This is a genomic window from Bradyrhizobium sp. SZCCHNRI1009 (assembly GCF_032487575.1).
GTDB lineage: Bacteria > Pseudomonadota > Alphaproteobacteria > Rhizobiales > Xanthobacteraceae > Bradyrhizobium.
Genome location: NZ_JAUEUL010000001.1, coordinates 173,825 through 193,818 on the forward strand (window position 1 = coordinate 173,825; position 19,994 = coordinate 193,818).

The window sequence follows — 19,994 nt, forward strand, 5'->3', positions numbered from 1 at the left end:
CGATAGAAATGGGGCGCCACCAAAGCGCCCCATATTTGGAGGTTTTGGCGCATGAATGCTCCTGTCCTGCTGGCCCAGTTGACCGGCACGTCCACGCAGCCATCCAGCGCCTCGGCCAAGCACCTCAAGATCGGGAAGCCACAGGGCAACCAAGCCGTCACGGTCCATCTCGACGGCTCGAACCAGATCGATTTCAGCGACATTGCCAGCGAGCGGCTGACCTTCGTCAAGATCGGCAACCGCCTGATCATCCTGTTCGATAATCAGTCGACGGTCTCGATCGACCCGGTTTTCGACACCAACGGCGCCCCGCTGAAGGACGTCAGCTTCGAAGTCGGCCCCGATCGAATCATCAATGGCGATCAGTTTGCCGAACTGTTTCCGATCACCACCGACCAGTCGGTGCTGCCGGCCGCGGGGACGCCCGGAGCGCCGGGCGTGCCTGCCGGCGCGAACTTCGGAACGTTCAAGGTCGACCCGCTGACTGTCGGCACGCCGCTGGGGCTGCTGGGAGCCGAAGACATCGGCGCTCAATTCGGCGACAGGCCGGTCACGCCGAATCCGACGCCGATCGCCGGCGTTGCCGACGGCGTCGTGCTCAATGAGGACGGACTGTCCGAGGGCCGGCCCGGCGGCAGCGGCGACATCGGCGGCGTGGCGACGAGCTTCACCGGTTCGCTCAACGTCGACTTCGGCACCGACGTGATCGGCCGCGCCTTTGCGTTCGCGGCGTCGCAGCCCGGTCTCGCCGGACTGACCTCCGGCGGCCAGGAGGTGCATTTTGCAATCACCACCGTCAACGGCCAGCCTGAGCTGATCGGCTATATCGGCAGCGATCCATCGATTACCGCCAATCACGTCTTCACCGTCACGCTCGACGCCAACTCGACGATTGCTGGCACCTATACGGTCACGCTGCTGCTGCCGCTCGATCATCCGGTCTTCGGCACCGAAGACACGCTGAACCTCACCTTCAACGTCATCGCCATCGACGGCAGCGGCGACACCGCGCCGGTGACGATCGTGATCGGCATCAACGACGATTCGCCGGTCGCCGGCACCGTCGAGGCGATCAATGTCGCCGAGCACACCGGCGGCGGCAGTGAGGGCGGCGGGGAGAGCGAGCTCGGCGCCAAAATCGTGGGCGACGCCAAGCCCTCGGGCGGCGACGGCTTCGAGCCGACCACCGCGAGCGTGGACCTCCACATCGGCTGGGGTGCCGACAACGGCAACAGCAAGGTCGATGGCGGCTCCAACGGCACCGTGGTCGACGGCGACCGCTCGCTGGTGTTCGACGCGTCCGAGATCGCGACCCTGCAGGCGCTGGGCCTGACCTCGAACGGCGAGGCCATCTCCTACACGCTGTCGGCCAACGGCACCGAGATCATCGCGACGGCAGGTGAGGGCGAGGGCGCGCGCACCATCTTCAGCGTGTCGCTGTCCGACACCGGCTCCGGCAGCGCCACCTTCACGCTGTCCGACAACATCGACCACAACGGCGCCAACGACGCGTCGCTGCCGCTGACCTTCAAGGTGGTCGCGACCGACGCCGACGGCGACCCCGTCAACAGCGCCTTCACCGTCAACGTCGCCGATGACGGCCCGAGCTTCGGCGAGAAGCCGAGCTATTCGGTGGTCGACGAAGACGGCCTCGGCAACGCCGGCAACAGCTACGCCGACAGCCACGATGCCTATGGCGAGGACCTGACGGTCACCGATACGCTCGGAATCCGCTGGGGCTCCGACGACGCCAACAACAATGTCGACGGCGGCATCAACGGCACGCCGGTCAACGGCGACCGCGCCGTCACCTTCGCCGCGAACGTGGTGGCCTCGCTCGAGGCGCAGGATCTCACCTCCGACGGCTTTGCCCTGCGCTATGACGTGTCGGCGAACGGCACCGTGCTGACCGCCTATCGCTACGATGCCGCGCACGAGACCTATGTCGACGCCAACGGCAAGCCGCTGGAAGGCGAGGGTCTGTCGGGCGCCGTGGTGTTCACGGTGTCGCTGTCAGACCAGGGCCACGGCTCCTACACTTTCGCGCTGTCGGGCAACCTGGATCACCCGGTGCACGGCACCGAGGACGACATCACCCTCAACATCGGATTCGTCGCGACCGATTCCGATGGCGATGCGATCACCGACACCTTCACGGTGAAGGTCAATGACGACGCGCCGACCTTCGGCGAGAAGCCGAGCTATTCGGTGGTCGACGAGGACGGCCTCGGCAACGCCGGCAACAGCTACAAGGACGACGGCGACGCCTATGGCGAAGACCTGAAGGTCACCGATACGCTCGGCATCCGCTGGGGCGCCGACAGCGCCAACAGCCATGTCGATGGCGGCATCGATGGCACGCCGGTCAACGGCGACCGCGCCGTGACCTTCGCGGCCGACGTGGTCGCGACGCTCGACGCCCAGAATCTCACATCGAACGGCTTCGGTCTCACCTATGTCGTGTCCGAGAGCGGCACGCTGCTGACGGCCTATCGCTACGACGCCGAGCACGAGACCTATGTCGGCGCGGATGGCAAGCCGACGGATTCGGCCCATGCGACGGTGTTCACCGTGTCGCTGTCCGATCAGGACCACGGCTCCTACACCTTCGAGCTGAAAGGCAATCTCGATCACCCGGTGCACGGCACCGAGGACGACATCACGCTCAATATCGGCTTCGTCGCCACCGACTCGGACGGTGACGCGGTCACCGACAGCTTCACGGTGAAGGTCAATGACGACGCCCCGGTGTTCGGCGATGCGCCGAGCGCCGGCGTGGTCGACGAGGACGGCCTCGGCAATGCCGGCGACAGCTATCCGCAAGGCAGCGACGTCGTGGGCGCCGATCTGACGGTGACCAGGTCGCTCGCGATCCTGTGGGGCGCCGATAGCGCCAACAGCCATGTCGACGGCGGCATCGATGGCGCCCCGGTCAAGGGTGATCGCGCCGTGACTTTCGCTGCCGACGCCGTGTCCTCGCTCGAGGAGCTGGGGCTGACGTCGAACGGAACGGCGCTGAGCTATCAGGTTTCCGAGAACGGCACGCTACTGACCGCCTATCGCTACGACGCCGCCCACGAGACCTATGTCGACGCGAACGGCAAGCCGACGGAGGACCTCGCCAGCGCCACGGTGTTCACCGTGTCGCTGTCGGACCAGGACAACGGCTCCTACACCTTCAATCTCACCGGCAATCTCGATCACTCGGTCCACGGCAGCGAGGATAATCAGGGGCTGAATTTCAGCTTCGTCGCCACCGATTCCGACGGCGATGCGATCCACGGCAGCTTCAATGTCGAGGTCAATGACGACGCCCCGGTGTTCGGCGAGCGCGTCAGCTACTCGGTGGTCGACGAGGACGGTCTCGGCAATCCCGGCAACTCCTATTCGGACGGCAAGGACGCTGCGGGCGCCAATCTGACGGTGACCGATTTCCTCGGCATCCGCTGGGGCGCCGACAGCGCCAACAGCCATGTCGACGGCGGCATCGATGGCGCCCCGGTCAATGGCGACCGCGCCGTCACCTTCGCCTCCGACGTGATCTCGACGCTCTCCGCACAGCATCTGACGTCGAACGGCGTGGCGCTGAGCTACACCGTGTCAGCCGATGGCACGCTGCTGACGGCCTACCGCTACGATGAAGCCCATCACACCTATGTCGACGGCCAGGGCCATGCAACCGGCGATCCGGCCAAGGCCGCGGTGTTCACGGTGTCGCTGTCCGACCAGGGGCAGGGGTCCTACAGCTTCACGCTGATCGACAACATCGATCATCCGGGCCACAATACCGAGGACGACGTCACGCTCACCCTCGGCTTCGTCGCCACGGATTCGGATGGCGATGCGGTCTCCGACACTTTCAAGATCAAGATCAACGACGACGCGCCGGTGCTGAACCGGGAGATTGCGACCGGCGTGGTCGATGAGGACGGGCTACCGACCGGGCTCGCCGGCGGGCCTGGCGACGTTCCCGGCCAGAACACCGTCGCAACGGGTGCTCTCGGCATCTCCTGGGGCGCCGACAGCGCCAACAATCTCGGCAATGTCGGGATCACCGGTGCGTCACCGGTGAACGGCGACCGCGCCGTCACCTTCGCCTCCGACGCCACCTCCTCGCTCGCCGCGCAGCACCTGACGTCGAACGGCGTCGCGTTGTCCTACGCCGTCAGCGAAGGCGGCACGCTGATCGCGGCCTACCGCTTCGACGGACAGCATTACATCGACGGCAACGGCAACTGGACCAGCAACAAGGCCAATGCCGCCGTGTTCACGGTGAAGCTGTCCGATCTCGATTCGGGCTCCTACACCTTCACGCTGCTCGACAATCTCGACCACCCGGTGCCCAACACCGAGGACAGCATTGCGCTGACTCTGAAATACGTCGCCACCGATTCCGACGGCGATCAGATCGGCGGCACGTTCAAGGTCAGCGTCAACGACGACAGCCCGGAGGCGCATACCGGGACGGCCAAGAGCATCAACGAAGCCGATCTCAACGCCGGCGGCGGCGATTGCGGCCCCGATTTCGGCGGTCATGATGGCGGCAGCCATGATCCCCAGGTGACCGGCGCGCTCAACATCAAATGGGGTGCCGACAACAACGACAACGGCGCAGCCGATCGCTCGGTCCGCTTCACCAACACGTCCAACGCCGCCGCCGACGTCCATGTGACCAACGGCAGCGATGTCGGTCTCAGCGGCCTGACGTCGGACGGTCAGCAGGTGAAATACGCCTTCGATCATGGCGTGCTGGTCGGTTACACCGGCAACAGCCTCAATTCCGGTCAGCGCGTGTTCGAGGTCTCGCTCGATGACGACGGCACCGGCACCTACACATTCAAGCTGCTCGGCAATCTCGATCATCCGGCGGGGCAGGGCAGCAACGTCGTCAAGCTGACCTTCGACTACACGGCGACCGATTCCGACGGCGATGCGAGCAGCAGCACCTTTACCGTCACCGTCGTCGACGACGTCCCGACGATCGGGCACGCCGAGAGCGAGACGGTCAGCGAATCCAACCTGCCGACCGATCTCTACGACGTCTTGTTCCCGGATTCGCCGTACTCGACCGTGCAGACCGGGCATCTCGCGATTTCCTGGGGCGCCGACGACAATGATTCCGGCGCGACCAACAACCGCTCGGTGGCGTTCTTCGACACGACCGCACCGGCAGGGCTGACGTCGAACGGCTATGCAATCAGCTATGTGGTCTCATCCGACGGCACCACGCTGAGCGCGGTCACTACCGATCACCGCACGGTGTTCACCGTCACGCTGAGCGATGACGGCGACGGCAGCTACAAGTTCACGCTGCTCGACAACCTCGACCACGGCAAGTCGGGCACCGACAGCCTGGCGCTGAGCTTCGGTTTCAAGGCCACCGATTCCGACGGCGACAGCGCCACCAGCAGCTTCACGGTCGCGGTGACCGACGACGTGCCGACCGTCGGCTGCGCCGAGGACGAGACCGTCAGCGAGGCCAATCTGCCGACCGACGGTTACGACACGAGCCACCCGGATGCGTCGAACTCGACGGTCCAGACCGGCAGCCTCGCCATTTCCTGGGGCGCCGACGACAACAATACGGGTGTCGGGCACAACCGCGCGGTGGCCTTTACCACCGTCGCCGGCGCCACGGGCCTGACCTCCGACGGCTCGGCGATCAGCTACACGATCTCCGGCGACGGCACCTTGCTGACGGCGGTCACCGCGGATCACCGCACCGTCTTCACCATCCAGCTGTCCGACAGCGGCGACGGTAGCTACAAGTTCACGCTGTACGACAACATCGACCATCCGGCGTCCGGCCAGAACGGCACCAGCCTGCCGCTGACGTTCGGCTTCAAGGCCACCGATTCCGATGGCGACAGCGTCACCAGCAGCTTCAAGGTCACCGTGCTCGACACCGCGCCGGCGGCGGCGGCCGGCGACGCCAGGACCGTCGACGAGGACGATCTGCCGAGCGGCACCGATTCCTCCAAGGAGTCGACCTCGGTCAGCGGCGACCTCAACATCAACTGGGGCTCCGACAACAGCAACAAGACCGCGGGCGGCGGGCTCGGCGACCGTTCGGTCACCTTCCGCTACACCAGCGCCGGCGCGAATGTCGACGCCGAGGACAGCGCGGGCCACAACCTGACGCTGACGTCGGACGGCCAGACGGTGAAGTACAGCTTCGAGAACGGCGTGCTGGTCGGCTACACCGGCAGCGATCTCGCGCACGGCACCCGTGTGTTCGAAGTGTCGCTGAGCGACCAGAACGACGGATCCTACAGCTTCAAGCTGCTCGGCACCCTGGATCACCCCGCCGGCAGCGGCGAGAACATCGTCAAGCTGTCCTTCAGCTTCACGGCGACCGACGGCGACGGCGACACGTCCAGCAACAGCTTCACCGTTTCGGTCAAGGACGACGTGCCGGTGCTCGGTTCGGCGGCCGCCGCGACGCTGACCGAGAACACCACGGGATCAGCCGGCGCCGAGGTGTTCCAGACCCAGACTGCGGCCAATGTCGCGCTCAACATCAATTGGGGCGCCGACGACAACAATTCGGGCGCGGCCAATCGCAGCGTGGCGTTCGACAGCGCGATCCATACCGGCGATGTGGTCAAGACCACCGGCGCGGGCAGCCCGACCCTGACCTCGAACGGCACGGCGGTGCAGTTCATCCGCGTGTCGGACACCGAGATCTGGGGCGTCGCCAACGACAATGGCGGCCAGCTCACGACGAACGACCGCAAGGTGTTCCACATCACGCTGTCCGACGATGGCTCGGGCAGCTATACCTTCGAGCTCCTGGACAATGTCGATCACGTCGGCTCGGGCCAGACCAACGCGCTGTCGCTGAAGCTCGGCTTCACCGCGACCGACGCCGACGGCGACACCGCCTCGGGCGGCAACTTCACTGTCACCATCAATGACGACAACGGCCGGCCTGCGATCGGCACGGCTGACGCCGGGACCGTCGACGAGGATGGTCTTTCCGGCGGCAACACCGGAGCGGCGACTGGCGACGTCGCCGGCGCCAATGTCACGGCCAACGGCTCGCTGGCGATCTCCTGGGGCGCCGACGACAACAACAGCGGCAGCGTGAACCGCGCGGTCGCGTTCAGCGGCATCACCAACGGCCAGAACGCCACCTCGGACGCCGGTCTGCTGACGGTCGAGGGCGTCCAGGTCAAGCTCTGGGTCGTCGGCAATACGGTCTATGGCTACACCGGCAGCAATCCGACCAACGGCAATCCGCCATCGGCGGCCAACCAGGTGTTCAAGGTCTCGCTCGATGATTCCGGCGCGGGCAGCTACAGCTTCACGCTGCTGAAGCATGTCGATCATCCGGCCGGCCAGAACGAGAACGACGTCAAGCTGAGCTTCGGCTTCACCGCCACCGATGCGGATGGCGACAGCGCCAGCTCCTCGTTCGCGGTGACGATCGACGACGACACGCCTGTCGCGACCGCGGCGGTGCTGAGAGCCAGTGTCTACGAGAGCGAGCTGCCGAACGGCACGGTGGTGACCGCCACCGGCAACCATGGCGGCGACCTCAACGGGGACGGCAACGGCAACGACTCCTACTTCACAGGCAATCTGAGCTCGCTGGTGTCGTTCGGCGCCGACAAGCCCGGCACCTATACGGTCGAGAAGACCAACCTCGCGCCCGAGCTGCTGTCGCTGACGTCGGGCGGCGTAGCGCTGACCTACAGCATCGGCGTCGACAACACGCTGATCGCCAAGGCCGGCGGCGTTACGATCTTCGAGTTCCAGGTCGACCCCAACACCGGGCAGTATTCGTTCCGTCTGAAGGGCGCGCTGGACCACGTCGGCACCGGCCATGACAACGCGCTCACGCTCGATCTGTCGACCGCGGTGACCGCCACCGATTCGGACGGCGATTCCGTCGCGCTGCACGACCAGATCATCATCACCGTCAACGACGATGCCCCGCAGTCGCAGGATGTCGACATTGTCGCGGTCTCGGAGGCGGCCGGTAATGTCTCGACCGGCGCGGTCGATCTGCGCATCACCTACGGAGCCGACGGCGACAGCTCCGGTCCGTCGGTGACCTTCTTCGGCGCGTCGCCGGTCCGCGTCTACGATGCGGCCAATTACCAGCTCTCCGGGCTGACCTCGCTCGGCTTCGGCCTGACCTATGTGATGTCGGCGGATCATACGACGCTGACCGCCTATCGCATGAGCGGTGGCAGCTATATCGGCCAGAACGGCCTGGTGACGGGCAACGCCGCCGATGCGGCGGTGTTCACGGTAACGCTGTCGGAAGCCGGCACCGGCTCCTACAACTTCACCCTGCTGCAGCCGCTCGATCACCCCGCGCCGATCGGGACCCCGAGCGCGGCCGATCAGTATCTCGACCTCAACTTCGCGTTCGCGGTCGAGGATCGCGACCACGACGTCTTCACCAACAATTTCACCATCCGGGTCGATGCCGCAGGCACCGTGACGACGACGCGCTATGACGCGCCGAATTCGCCGGTGTTCGTCAATCTCGGCGAAAGCTCGGCGACGGTCCTCGGCGAGACGGTCGGCGCCCACAGCGTGACCGACCGTGCCTCGGTGACCGACAAGGTCGTCGGCACCGACAAGCTGGGCGGCGTGACCGAGGCCCACGGTTCCGGCGGCGACGACATCCTGGTCGGCGGCAGCGGCGCCGATGCGCTGTATGGCGGTGCTGGCAACGATGTCATCAAGGGCGGGGCAGGCGACGACCGGCTGTTCGGCGGCGCCGGCAACGACACCTTCCTGTACACCGTTGGCGACGGCAGCGACGTCGTCGACGGCGGCTCGGAGTCCGGCGCGGCCTATCCGAACTACGACGTGCTCGCGATCACCGGCGATGCCAATGCCCGCAATTTCACCATCGGCAAGACCTCGACCGGCACCGAGATCAATCCGACGCTGAACGACCCCTCGGCAAGCAACGCCACCGACATTCTGGTGCGCTACGACGGTCCGAACGGCGCGACCATCCGCGCCGACGAGATCGAGCGCATCACCATCACCGGCGGCACCGCCAGCGACACGGTGACGATCACCGATATCAGCGGCACCGCGATCGCGCCGTCGACCATCGTGTTCAACGGCGGCTCCGGCAACGACACGCTGGATCTCGCCCGGTTTGCCGGCAACACCAGCGTCGTGTCCGACGGCGGCGCCGACAGCGACACCGTCAAGTTCGGTTTCAAGTTTGCCGACGCGACCTACACCAAGGTGTTCGCGGCGGACGGCGTGACGCTGATCGGCGTGCAGGTCACCCACAACGGCCTGACCGACACGTTTACCAACTACGAGAGCTTTGCCTTCACCGACGGTACGCGCACGCTGACCGGCGTCTTCAACACGCCGCCGGTGGCGCACGACGATGTGGTGCAAGCGAGCGAAGACAGCCCGCTCACGGTCAACGCGCTGCTCAGCCTTCTCAACAACGACACCGACGTCGACAACAACACCTTGACCGTCACCGGCGTGTCGAACGCGACGCATGGCTCGGTGTCGCTGAGCAACGGCAACCCGGTGTTCACGGCGGACAAGAACTTCTCCGGCGTTGCCGGCTTCGACTACACGGTCAGCGACGGCGATGGCGGCACCGCGACCGCGCATGTCACGGTCGACGTCGCGCCGAAGGCCGACTCGCTGACGCTGAGCTTCATGGACCTCGGCCCGGCCTCGGGCGCCGAGGATCAGACGATCGACCTGAAGCTCATCAGCGCCGCCGTCACCGATACCGACGGCTCGGAAAGCGTGCGGCTGCTGATTTCGGGCTATCCGGCCGGGGCGACCTTCTCGGTCGGCCATGCCGGAACCGGCGCCGACGCCGGCAAATGGGTGATCGACGACGCCGCAGCGATTGCCGCGTTCGACAGCCATCCGCTGCAGGTCACGCCGCCCGCAAACTACAACGGCACGTTCTCATTGTCGGTCGTCGCCGAGGTCACCGACCACGCCACGTTGTCGGACGGCAACGTCCATACCGATGTCGCCAACACCGCGCTGCAGACGATCGACGTCACGGTGACCCCGGTCAACGACGCGCCGCAGATCCATGCGCCGGCGCAGGTGACGACGAACGAGGATACGCCATTCGCCTTCACCGGCGCGAACGCGTTCACCTTCTCCGATGCGGACGGCGACGTCGTCGAGTTCGTGCGGTTCGACATCTCCGGCGGCACGCTCTCGGTGCCGTCGCTCGGCGTCTTCGACGCCAGCCAGACGCTCACGATGAGCGGGTTCAAGATCAGCGACCTGAACACCTACCTGGCGTCGGCCGTGTTCACGCCCTCAGCCGACAACGACACGACGGGATCGGTCACGATCACCATCAACGACAACGGCAATATCGGCAGCGGCGGCAATCTCAGCGCGACGCAGACGATCACCATCAACATCAACCCGATCGAGGATGCGCCCACGGCTGTGGACGACACGGCCAGCGTGAACGAGGACACGACGCTGACCGTGTCCGATCCCGCACAGGGCGTTCTGCACAACGATCGCGACCCGGACACCGGCGACACGCTGAGCGTGGTGGGGGGCGACTTCGCGACGGCCAAGGGCGGCACCATCCACTTCAATGCCGACGGCACCTATGTCTACAAGCCGAAGGCCGACTTCTACGGCGCGGACACCGTGGACTACACGGTGCGTGACGCGGCCGGACAGACGGACACCGGCACGCTGACGATCAACGTGGCGCCGGTGAACGATGTACCCGAGGTCCACGCCCCGACGCACGTGACCGCCAATGAAGGTGCCGCGTTCGCTTTCACCGGCGCCAACGCGATCACCTTCTCCGACGCGGACGGCGATGTCGTCGAGTCCGTGAGGTTCGATATCTCCGGCGGGACGTTCTCGATCCCGTCTCTCGGCGTCTTCGACGCCAGCCAGACGCTCACGATGAGCGGGTTCAAGATCAGCGATCTGAACACCTATCTGGCCTCCGCCGTCTTCACGCCGAACAGCGACCATCCGGGGTCGGTCACGATCACCATCAACGACAACGGCAATGTCGGCGGCGGCAATCTGAGTGCCACGCAGACGGTGAGCGTCGAGGTCATCCCCGCCAATCACCCGCCGGTGGCGAACTCCGACACCAACGCGGTGCTCGAGGATGGCACGCTCAACATCGCGGCTGCGAATGGCGTCGTCCGCGGTACGACCGGCGGCTCGGTCGCCGACAGCGACGTCGATAGCGGGACGTCCTCGCTGGTCGTCTCCGGTGTCGTTGCCGGCACCGGCAGCGTGACGCAGGGCACGGGCATCGGCACCTCGATCGAGGGCGCCTACGGCCATCTGACGCTGAATTCGGACGGCTCCTACACCTACGTGGCCGACAAGGCCGACGCGCTGGCCGCAGGCGTCAACGCCGTCGACACCTTCACCTATACCGACAAGGATCCGTCGGGCGCGGTGTCGAACACCGCGACGCTGAAGATCACGGTCACCGGCGTCAACGACGCGGCCGTGATCAGCGGCGACGCCACCGGCACGATCGCCGAGGAGGGCGGCATCGCCAACAGCCAGAGCAGCCCGCTCTACGGCATCGCCCGCGGCGACCTCAACTCGACCGACGTCGACGGTCACAACGACGTGTGGCAGGCGGCCTCTTCGAACACGGCCAATGGCTACGGCTGGTTCGACATCGGCAGCGACGGCAAGTGGACCTACGGGCTCTACAACAACAATCCGACCGTCCAGGCGCTGAAGGAAAACCAGACCACGCTGACCGACAGCTTCACGGTCTACACCGAGGACGGCACCGCCAAGACGGTGACGATCCAGATCATCGGCAACAATGACGCGCCGACCCTGCAGAACGCGCTGGCCGACCGCAGCTCGGCGGAAGACCAGCCGTTCAGCTTCGCCATCCCGTCCAACACCTTCGCCGACGTCGATGGACGCTTCGACGGCAGCAATGGTCCGCTGACCTTGTCGGCGAACCTGAGCGACGGCAGCGCTCTGCCGGCGTGGCTGCACTTCGACGCGACGACGGGCACGTTCAGCGGCACCCCGCCGGCGAATTTCGCCGGCGCGGTCAACGTCACTGTCTATGCCAGCGACGGCGAGTATGCTGCCTCGGACGCTTTCACGCTGACGATCACGCCGGTCAACGACGGCGCTGCGGCGGTGACCGTGTCGGGCACGGCGACGCAGGGCCAGACGCTGACCGCCAATCTCGGCAGCGATCCGGATGGCGCCGCGTCGAACGTCGTCTATCACTGGCTGCGGGACGGCGCCGTCATCAACGGCGCAACGGGCTCGACCTACACGCTGGGATCCGATGACGTCGGCCACAAGATCTCGGCCAACGTCACCTACACCGACGGCCAGGGCTTTGCCGAGAACGTGACCAGCGGCCAGACCGGCTCGGTCACCGCGCCGAACCACGCGCCGACCTTCGGGGCGGGAACGACCACGGCAAGCGTCACCGAGGACGCCTCGTATGCGGCGCCGACCGGCAACCTGATCCAGAACGGTTCGTTCGGCTACTACAACGGCAACTTCTACACGCTGGATGCGTGGACGGTCGGGGGCGCCCATGCCGTCACCGTCGTGGGCGGCCGCACCGACGGCGGCTCGGCCGATTTCTACGGCGCATCGAGCTCGATGAGCCAGACCATCAGCACCGTCGTCGGCATGACCTATACCGTCGACTTCTACGTGATGACCTACGGCACGGCCGTGACATCGGCTGTCGACGGAACGACCATTCTGACGACGAGCGCCTGGAACTTCGGCTGGACGGAGCAGACCTACCAGTTCACGGCAACCTCGACGTCGACCACCATCAAGTTCGCGAGCGCGGGCGGCGCGGTCATCGACGACATTTCGGTGCAACCGAGCACGGCCCTGACGCCGGGCGTAGAGAAGGCGTCCGGCGCGATCGCCTTCACCGATGTGGACGGCGACGCCCAGACGGTGACCACCACGACCCCGGCGGGCAGCAACTACTACGGCTCGTTCAACGCCACGGTCGACAATACCGGTCATAAGATCAACTGGACGTTCAGCGTCAACGACGCCGACATCCAGTCGCTGCGCGCCAGCGACCACATCGATCAGGTCTACACGGTGAAGATCGACGACGGCCATGGCGGGACGACGATGCAGACCGTCACCGTCACGGTGAACGGCGTCAACGATGCGGCGTCGATCACCGGCACGGCAAGCGGGACGGTCAAGGAGGACGGCACGCTCACGGCCGGCGGCACCCTGAGGGTTGCCGACGTCGACAGCGGCGAAGCCCAGTTCCAGACGCCGGCGTCGCTGGCAGGGACGTATGGCACCTTCACCTTCAATGCGGCGACCGGAGCCTGGGGCTATACGCTGAACAACTCGGCGGCCAACGTGCAGGCGCTCAACAATGGCGACGTCAAGCACGACACGCTGACGGTGAAGTCGGTCGACGGCACGGCCAGCCAGGTCATCGACGTGACCATCAACGGCACGAATGAGCCCGCGCCGCTGTCGGTTGTGGACACCACGAGTGCCGATGGACGCTATGCGCTGTCGAAGAACACCGACTCGCCGAACGTCATCAGCCTGGATGCGGCGACGCTGTTCTCAGGCGGAACGGGGACGGTCACCTACACCTACAGCCTCGTCTACAGCTCGACCGGCGACGACAGCTGGATCCACCGGACCGGCAATCAGTTCACCGGAGATCCGAACAACAACGACGCGGGCCTGTACGTCTACAAGGTCACGGCCACCGATTCGGTGTCGTCCGTGTCGACCTATCTGGCCTTCAACGCGCTCGACAATGGCGCCTTCAATCTCACCATCAACTCGCTGTCGGACAAGTCCTATGTGACCGGCTCGGCACCTTGGCTGTCCGGCTACAGCGCCAATGACGGCGACGCGATCACCGCCACGGTCGACAACCCGCTCGAGGCCAACGCCAACGGTGGCTACGACGTGATGATCGGGTCGAGCGGCGGCAACAACTTCAATGGCGGCGCCGACGATGACGGCATCTACGGCCTCGGCGGCAACGACACGCTGCTCGGCGGCGCCGGCAACGACTACATCAATGGCGGCGCCGGCAACGACTCGATCCGGGGCGGCAGCGGCAACGACGTCACGATCGGCGGCTCGGGCAACGACACCTTCTACTGGGGCGTCAATGACGGCGTCGACATCGTCGACGGCGGCACTGGCACTGATACGTTCGTCATCGAGGGGACGTCGTCGCAGGATCTGATCTACGTCACGTTGGCCGGCGGCGTCATCACCGACGTCAACGGAACCAAGCTCAGCAATATCGAGGCGGTGACCGCCGATCTCGGCGGCAGCAGCAGTGACACGCTGACCTATATCACCAGCGAGGACGTGACGGTCAATCTCGGAGCCGGCACCGCCACCGGCTTCAGCTCGATCGCCAACATCGAGCGCGTGACCGGTGGCTCGGGCGACGACATCCTGATCGGCAGCAGTGCTGCCAACACGATCAATGGCGGCGACGGCGACGACATCATCCGCGGCGGTGGCGGCAACGACACCATCGACGGCGGGGCAGGGATCGACCTGCTCGATTTCTCCGACGCGACGGCCGGCTTTACGTTGACGCTGACTCAGAGCTCGACCGCCACGAACGTGTCCATTCCCGGTCTCGGCACGGACAGCTACAAGAATATGGAAGGCGTGATCGGATCGAACTACAATGATACGATCATCGGGTCGGGCAGCGCTGACGTTCTCATCGGCGGCGCCGGCTCCGACCAGCTCACCGGCAACGGCGGTTCGGATACGTTCAAGTGGAACGCCGGTGACCTGGCCGGCGGCGGCCTCGACACCATCCTGGACTTCCAGACGGGCACCTCCGGCGACGTCATCGACCTCTCCGGCCTGCTGGCGAGCGTGTCCGGCAACCACGCCGACGCGGTGCGCTTCGTCGACGGCGGCGGGCACTCCAGCCTCGCCTCGGCCAATGGCAGCGGCGTGCTGAACAACGGCGACCTGACGCTGCAGGTCAATACCGGCTCCGGCTGGACCAATGTGGCGACCATCAAGGACACCGGCACCAACCTCACGGGCGGCGACGACGTCATCAAGATGATCCTCGACAACAGCCACGCCCAGACGCAGGTCCACGTCTGATCCCGGCCGGCGTCGGACGAGCAAAAGGGCCGCCGATGAGGCGGCCCTTTTTCATGGCTGGAGGCGGCTTCATCGCTGGAGGCGTCGTCGCGCCGTCGATGCGTTGCGGCTCAGATCTTCTGCCCCGCCGGCCCGACGCCGACGTTGATGATGATCCGCTGCACTTCGGTGCGGCCCTGCGGGAACTTGACCTCGAGCGTCACCGTGTCGGTGCCGGCGAAATCGGCCTTCGATTGGTAGAAGGCGATGAAGCCCGGCACTTCCAGGGCGAGGCATTGCTTGTAGTTGGTGGCACTGACCTTGCCGCGCTTGATCGTGACGGTGCCGTTGCCCGGCGGCGTCACCAGGCGGATGGCGGGAAGGGGCCCGGATGAGCAGTCGGACTGGACGTTGAGATAGATGCCGACCTGGATCGGCTTGCCGGCAACGCCCTTGGCGTTGCGCTCGACCGTGGTCTGAGCGGGAGCAGGCGCTGCGGCGCCGGGAGCCGGCGTCTCGGCTTGCGCCGAGGCTGCGGTGGTCGCCGCCAGCAGCGCCGCGACGGCTATTCCCGCGAACGCTGCCCGCCATTCTCTTCGCAACAGGTTCATCACCGCCCTCAGCCCCGCATTGTCCCTCAGCGCCGCCAGATTGCCGTATTCAAGCCGATCGTTCAACGGATTGCCGAACTTGCGGCCGACTTCGGCAGACCCCCTTCACGTCCGCCACGCCGCCGCCGGCGCGGTGTCATCGGATGGGTCCGATGACGTCATGACTGTTTCCTGCTGTTGCCATCCGTGTCTGCGCAACTCGTCCGCCTCGAGGAATGCGCGGAGTGGACGACATTGGAACGCAGTCATCGGGCTGACATCGATGCCCTCCGGGCGATCGCCGTCGTCATCGTCATCCTCTTCCACCTGAGGATCACCGGCTTCTCGGCCGGCTATGCCGGCGTCGACATCTTCTTCGTCATCTCCGGCTATCTCATCACCGGGCAGATCCTGCGCGATGTCGGCGCCCGGCGCTTCTCGCTGTCGGAGTTCTATCTGCGGCGGGCAAGGCGCATCCTGCCGGCGCTGGTTGTAACCATTGCGGCCACGTTCGCGGTCGGCTGGCTGTTCCTGTCGCCGGAAGCCCTGCGCCAGCTCGCCAAGGAGGCGACGCATGGGCTGCTCTCCATCGCCAACATCCAGTATTGGCGCGAGGCCAGCGCCTATTTCGCGCCGAGCGCGGATGAGTTGCCGCTGCTGCACCTGTGGTCGCTGTCGGCGGAGGTCCAATTCTACGCGCTGGCGCCGCTGCTGCTGATGTGGCTCGGCACGCGCCGACATGTGTTCCGCGCCATTGCCGCGATCGGGTTGTTGTCCCTTGCCGCGGCCGCACTCTGGTCATCGCGCGATCCGGACGCCGTGTTCTTCCTGACGCCATTCCGGGTGTTCGAATTCGCCATCGGCGCGCTCGCCATTCCGCTCGAGGCTCGCCTGGCAGCGTCGCCGCGCGCCCGCTCTCTCGCCGCCGCCTGCGGTGATGTTCTGTTGTTCGGCAGCCTTCTCCTCATCGGCTACTATCAGTCCCAGGCAGGCGTCGCCGCGCTGCTGCCCTGCATCGCCACGGCCGTCATCATTGCGGCCAATGCCCCGACGTCGCTGGTGATGGCTCGCCCGGTGCGCGCCATCGGCGCCGCCTCCTATTCGCTCTATCTCGTGCACTGGCCGGTGATCTTCTTCGTCCGCTTCATCTTCGGCGATGCGGCGCAGACCGCGGCCGGACTGGCAGCGCAGCTCGCGCTGATGGCGGTGCTGACCACGCTGATGTTCGCCATCGTCGAGCGGCCGCTGCGGCGGCTGCCGTGGCCGCGCGTCGCGCAGGTGGCGAGCTTTGCGACGGTGCTTATCGTCGGTGCCGCGCTCACCCACGTCACTTTCCGCGCCAACGGCGTCGTGTCGCGGCTGCCCGACGATCAGCTCGCGCTGTTCCAGCTGCAGGGCTTCGGCCTCAACAAATGCGGCCGCGCCGTCGGCCGGCTGTGCGCGTTCGGCGATCTCGAGGGCACGCGCGGCGTCGAGCTGCTCGGCGATTCCTACGTTCAGCAATATGTCGCCGCGCTCGATGCGACGCTGAAGGCGCGCGGCATGATCGGGCACGTCTCCACCATGAGCGGATGTCCCACCCTCGCGGGGCTCACCGCCGAGGGACCTCGCGCCCAGGTCTGCGCCGAGCTGCGCGACAGCGAGCTGCCGCGGATCCGGCAGTCGCCGGCCGATTTCGTCGTGATCGGGCAGGCATGGCAGTATTATCTCGATCTCGGTGATGGGCCGGCGGCGCGGACCCGCAACGCCGCGGTCGCCGGTCATCTCGCCGAGACTATCCGTCTGCTCGACCGGCCCGGCCGGCATTTCCTCGTCGTCGGCGGCCAGGTCCGTCCGGTGAATTGCGCCTTCGATCAGTTGCGCATGCTGCCGGGGCCGCGCTGGCACGCACCCGCCAAGCCGTGCGATGCCGTGCCGAAGAGCGAGGCGATCGCGACCAACCGCGTGATCGACGCCGTTCTGTCGGAGGCGATCAGGCCGCTCGCCAAGGTGACACTGCTCAGGCCCTCGGAGGTCTATTGCGACCAGGATTGCCCGGTCGTCGAGCATGGCGTGTGGCTGTTCCAGGATGCCGGCCATTTCACCGTGGCAGGGGCCGAGCGCATGGGCGAGCGCGCCGCGCCGGTGTTTGCGAGATTCCTGTCGGACGACTAGTTGGCGCTGTTCGCCGTCAGTTGCGGCGCGCTTGCGGCCGCGGCCAATGCCGGCGACGCCGCGACGATCCGTGGCCCTGCGAGCTCCGAACCCTGCGCCGTGAGATGGCCACCGTCCCAGGCGAGCGGCGCGCCGTCGGGGGTCTGGAGCACGCAATCTCCGGCCGGGCACAGCAGCGCGAGCAGCGAGACGTAGTCGGTCCGCGCTGAATCCTTCAGCAGAACACGCATGAAGCCGTCGACCTCGCCGAGACCATCCAGCATGTGCCCGTCGGTCGAGACGCCGAAGCGCTTCGCGGCAATCAGCAGATGCGGCAGTGGGCGGTCGAACTGCGGGCTCGGCCCGACCACCACCACCTTGCTGCCGTTGTCCGTGATCGCCTTGATCGTGGCGAGCAGGCTCGCCTGTGCGGCCGGCGTCATCGCGGTGCGCGTCCAATTGCCCGAGAGAACGACGATGTCGGGTGTGAGCTCGCGCACCAGAAGTGGCAGCCGGCGGTTGAAATCCGCACAGGCGGCGGACTGGCCTGCTTCGGCGTGAGGAACGCATTGCGCGAGGCTGGCGCGCAGCAACGAGGCCTGGGGCAGGGCTCGCTTCAGGCCAGGGATGAGGTGAGCGGCGTGGCTGTCGCCCCACACCAGGATGCGCGGGCGCGGGCCTTTGGCAAGGCACGACGGCTGCAACGCCTCGAAGGTCTGGCCCGGATCGAGGAAGCAGGTGCCGCTCTCATAGGCGGACTGATGGTCGTAGCTGATGAATTCCGCCAGCGTCCGCTCCTGCGGCGAGAAGCGGGCGGGAAATCCGGCAAGCCCGATGATCGCGAGTGAGGCCAGCAGCACGACCGATGCGCTCGCGACCAGCGCGCGCACCGTGACCGGCGACTGCGCCTGCCTCGCCGGCTGCTCGATCAGATAGAAGCTCGTCAGCGCCATCGCGGTGCAGGCGCCGAGCAGCGCCAGCTTGTGCTGAATCGAGCTCGGCGGACCCCAGACCGCCGTCGCCAGCGAGACGACGGGCCAGTGCCAGAGATAGAGCGAGTAGGACCACAGCCCGACCGCGATCATCGGCTTGACCGCGGTCAGCACGGCCTTGCTCGGGGACGGATTGGCCCAGATCACGGCGGCGGCGCCGAGGCACGGCAGCAGCGCGGCCGTGCCGGGATAGGGCGTGTGCGGCGAGAACAGGTTGACGGCGGCGCCGAGCGCGATCCAGCCCAGTGCGGCCACAGTGATACTGAGCCACTGGCAGTGCGGCGCCGGCAGGGCTTCCACGGCCAGCAGCGCGCCCAGCGCGAGCTCCCAGACCCGGGCCGGCAACAGAAAGAACGCGGCGGCGGGCTGCAGCCGGGTCTGAATCACGCAGAGCAGGAACGAGGTCGCGCAGATCCCGGCGAAGCTCGCAAGCATCAGCGGCCGCCGCAGCGCGAAGGCGGCGAGCGCCAGCATGGGAAACAGCAGATAGTACTGCTCCTCGACCCCGAGCGACCAGGTGTGCAGCAGCGGCTTGGTGATGGCGGCGGCGTCGAAATAGCCCTGCTGCGACCACAGCAGGACGTTGGAGCAGAAGACGAGCACGGCCAGCGCCTGCTGCGCCACCGACACCGCGTCCCCAGGCAACAGGATCACGCTGGCGGCGAGCAGGGTCACGCACAGCATCGCCAGGGCCGCCGGCAGGATGCGCCGGGCACGGCGCCGGTAGAACGCCGCGAACGAGAACGTTCCGGTCTGCACCTCCGCATGAATGATCCGCGTGATCAGGAAGCCCGAGATGACGAAGAAGATGTCGACGCCGACATAGCCGCTGCGAAACGGCGAGATGTCGTAGTGGAACGCGATCACCGAGATCACTGCGAAGCCGCGCAGGCAGTCGATGTCGGGACGATAGCCGGTTGCGCTCAAGGGTTCTGTCCGGACGCTCGCATCTGGCGGCGGCCGTCAATTCCCGACGGTCACTGCACGCAGGCGACCCTGGTAGGCTCCGATTGCAACCGCATTGAGGGATTCCTGCGGCACCGTTGGTCGTGCAAACAGGACACAATGCCATCGAATTGAGATCGCAGCGGGAATCCGCGGCTTGCCTTCACAGACTTGCCTCAATGGCGTGATGGCCTTGCCGGAGTTCATGCGTCGAGCGAGCGTGTCATGCGTACATTGGGGCAGAAGG

General features: G+C 66.2%; 4 protein-coding genes. 2 read left to right on the top strand and 2 right to left on the bottom strand.

Going from position 1 to position 19,994, the window contains the following annotated elements; all coding sequences use genetic code 11:
- Positions 1-51 precede the first annotated feature (51 nt).
- A complete protein-coding gene (locus QX010_RS00855; RefSeq protein WP_316177051.1) occupies positions 52-15,108 on the top strand; it encodes a VCBS domain-containing protein in 15,057 nt (5,018 codons plus the stop codon).
- A gap of 110 nt (positions 15,109-15,218) precedes the next feature.
- Here the strand turns inward: QX010_RS00855 and QX010_RS00860 are convergent, their stop codons facing one another.
- On the bottom strand, positions 15,219-15,698 hold the full coding sequence (locus QX010_RS00860; protein ID WP_315801373.1) for a hypothetical protein: 480 nt from the start codon (positions 15,696-15,698) through the stop codon (positions 15,219-15,221).
- A 234-nt stretch (positions 15,699-15,932) separates the two neighbouring features.
- Between QX010_RS00860 and QX010_RS00865 the strand changes: the two genes are divergently transcribed.
- The gene (locus tag QX010_RS00865; protein WP_316177053.1) at positions 15,933-17,831 is read left to right on the top strand and encodes an acyltransferase family protein; all 1,899 of its coding nucleotides are present in this window, start codon (positions 15,933-15,935) and stop codon (positions 17,829-17,831) included.
- Here the strand turns inward: QX010_RS00865 and QX010_RS00870 are convergent.
- Entirely contained in the window at positions 17,828-19,729 is a 1,902-nt protein-coding gene (locus QX010_RS00870) for an acyltransferase family protein (protein WP_316177055.1), read from the bottom strand. The two genes, QX010_RS00865 and QX010_RS00870, sit on opposite strands and share 4 nt — an antisense overlap.
- Positions 19,730-19,994: the final 265 nt, after the last annotated feature.

Excerpts from the sequence above, each read along its gene's own strand:
- QX010_RS00855 (WP_316177051.1), top strand. The coding sequence starts at position 52 with ATGAATGCTCCTGTCCTGCTGGCCCAGTTGACCGGCACGTCCACGCAG.
- QX010_RS00860 (WP_315801373.1), bottom strand. The coding sequence starts at position 15,698 with ATGAACCTGTTGCGAAGAGAATGGCGGGCAGCGTTCGCGGGAATAGCC.